Source organism: Helicobacter vulpis (genome assembly GCF_003660395.1).
Lineage (GTDB): Bacteria > Campylobacterota > Campylobacteria > Campylobacterales > Helicobacteraceae > Helicobacter > Helicobacter vulpis.
In genome coordinates this window covers 1-2039 of the sequence record NZ_QXQT01000051.1, presented here as the reverse complement: position 1 = coordinate 2039, position 2039 = coordinate 1, and the positions used below count along the sequence as shown (strand labels likewise).

The following is a 2039-nucleotide window of genomic DNA, read 5'->3' as shown; positions in this document are numbered from 1 at the left end:
GCTTAAGTAAGATTGTAGAAAAACACCTTGATGACTTTAGTGGGTTTGAGGGGGGTACGCCTTTGGAGAAGTTGGGGAATGGCATTGAGGAGATTGTAAAAAATGGAAAAATTGTTAAAAGGCAGGGTAGGACAGAAGCCTACAACATAGAGCATAACGGCTTTATTGTTGGGGTTAATAAAAGCTATGACAAAAAAGGCGATAACTATTGGATTGTTACGGCTTTTGATAAGGCAACACCTCTTGGAGAGAAAACCCCTAAGACAGCACGCGCTAAGGATTTGACTAAAGGGGCGGACAATCTCCCTTTAAACTCTGACAAAAAGGATACCACATCCCCCCTTAAAGCCCAAGAGACAACAGAATTAAAAGAGACCTTAACCCAGATCAAGTCCCTTATTGCCGCACAAGATAGCCCAAAATTAGATTGGGAATTGTTTCGCACCAGTTTTGGATTAAAGGGAAAATGGCCAGATTATACCCCCCTTATTCCCCATTACAAGCCAGAGATTAGGGAACATTTTAAGAGATTCGCGTATGCAGACGCGCAATTAGATCACATGAACATCCACTATACAAACCCTAAGAACTTTACAGAAAGTGTGCGCTACAGAAGTTACACCGCCCAAGACTTAGAATATTTGCCCTATCTTAAGAGCGCTTTAGAAGAGCCTGATTATGTCGCTCTTGTGCGTGATACTTTCCACTTTCTTAAAGAGATTGAACCGGGGGTGTTCATGCATGCGCAGAAAAGTGGGCATTTTTATAATTGGGATTACCAAATCCTTACCCCCCAATTCTTCCAAGATTACGGGCTAAGAGAATTTGAACACCCTTTTTATAAAGCCCCCCATGCGCGCCCATTGCCCTATAAAGAGACTCCTAAAGAGACTCCTAAAATTCCCATAGAAGACCCTAAGGCTTCCCCTGACTTTAAAATACCGATGTTAAGAAGTTCTACATTGCCCCATGAATGGCAAGACATGCGGCGCGCAGAAGCCATGGCAAACCAAGAGGCCTTAGACGCACACAAGCGGGCGTTTTATACGCATCTCAAAGATGTTTATAACCTAGAGAGCCACCAAGCGTATTACACTCCTAATTTACCCCCCCAATTACAAGAGGTGTTAGGGGGAGAAAAATTTTTATTAAGCCAAAAAACCCTTTATGACCTCTACAAGCAGTCCACCTTTAATGGAGTGAAGGAGGCATTAGAGTCCCCTTATATTGTCTTGAAAACCCAACAAGGCTATTTATTTGCCAAAGAAATAGACCATCACAAGGCGTTTGTTACTTTGATCAAGGATGAAAAAGGTTTATGGCGCGCGCGTCTTGGGACACCAAAGACATTTAAAGGGGTGGATAACCAGATCAAGGCGGGCGCGCAAGTCCTTTTAGATGGCAGAGGGCGCGTGGATTTGCTAGACCCCAAGAAGTTATCTAAGGTTGAGCAGGAGAGTGGGGAGGTTAAACCTAGCGCGGTGATTCAAAGCCCAGAGGAGAAAGAAGCTTTTATTAAAAGCCTTGATTTAAGCGCGCACGCGACCCCTATCCCTAAAGAAATAGACATAGAAGGGTTTTTAAAGAGTTTGAAGGGGGTGAAGAATAAAGAAAGGTTTATAGAGCATTTGGCAAGCCGTACCGATGGGCAAAGGCGTTTAGAGTACTTGCACTTAGTAGAGCCGACATTAAAGAGTCCGGATATTAAGCTTGTTTTTAGTGAAGATGGCAAGAGTAAATACATTAAGGCGTTTAGAAGGGAGGATAAGGATTTAGTTTATTTCTTGGTAACGCAAGAAGGCGACCAGTATTTGATCACGGGGATACCAGATGTTAGCAAGAGATTCATCAGAAAAGAGATACAACATGCGGACATTATCCACTCTTTCATTCCGCCGTACAGCAAGAACGCTAATGCGTTGAGTGGGCTGCAAGACAACTCTACCAAACCCCCCCTTAAAAAGCGCGCAAAACCCAAAGAAAAGAAACCCGAGATGACCCCAGAAGAAGAAGAGCAAATAAATAAACGCCTTGAAGAA

Annotated in this window: 1 protein-coding gene; it reads left to right on the top strand. The window is 43.4% G+C overall.

All coding sequences use genetic code 11. From position 1 onward, the window contains the following. Window positions 1-2039: putative barnase/colicin E5 family endoribonuclease (locus EAO38_RS08455; RefSeq protein WP_456237301.1), on the top strand; the 2039-nt coding region annotated here is incomplete at both ends.